1 pseudogene is annotated in these 257 nt (G+C 42.4%); it reads left to right on the top strand.

Features of this window, described 5'->3' with window-relative positions:
• Positions 1-211: pseudogene (locus tag B4920_RS26935) on the top strand (hypothetical protein); the annotation flags it as partial.
• Positions 212-257: the final 46 nt, after the last annotated feature.

Raw genomic sequence — 257 nt, 5'->3', positions numbered from 1 at the left:
GCCCGAAGCCGAAACGGTCAAAGGTCTCAATGATAAACCTAAGCTATATGACAATACTGCTAATCGCAGAGCTATGGATTCAAATCGTCTTTCCGTGTTAGAAGCGGAAAATATTGAGCTGAAAGCCAAGGTTAAAGAACTAGAAGGGAAACTTGAGCGCTTTGGCGAGCTGTCTGAAACACTTTCTGAAATGGGGTTCATGCCACGATGAAAATTGCTTTGCATGAAGATCAAATTCGGATTACCAGTATCCCATT

Origin of the sequence: Zoogloea sp. LCSB751, from assembly GCF_002028455.1 — a bacterium.
Classification (GTDB): Bacteria; Pseudomonadota; Gammaproteobacteria; order Burkholderiales; family Rhodocyclaceae; genus Zoogloea.
The sequence above is the reverse complement of the archived record's forward strand: the minus strand, read 5'-3'. Positions and strand labels throughout refer to the sequence as shown.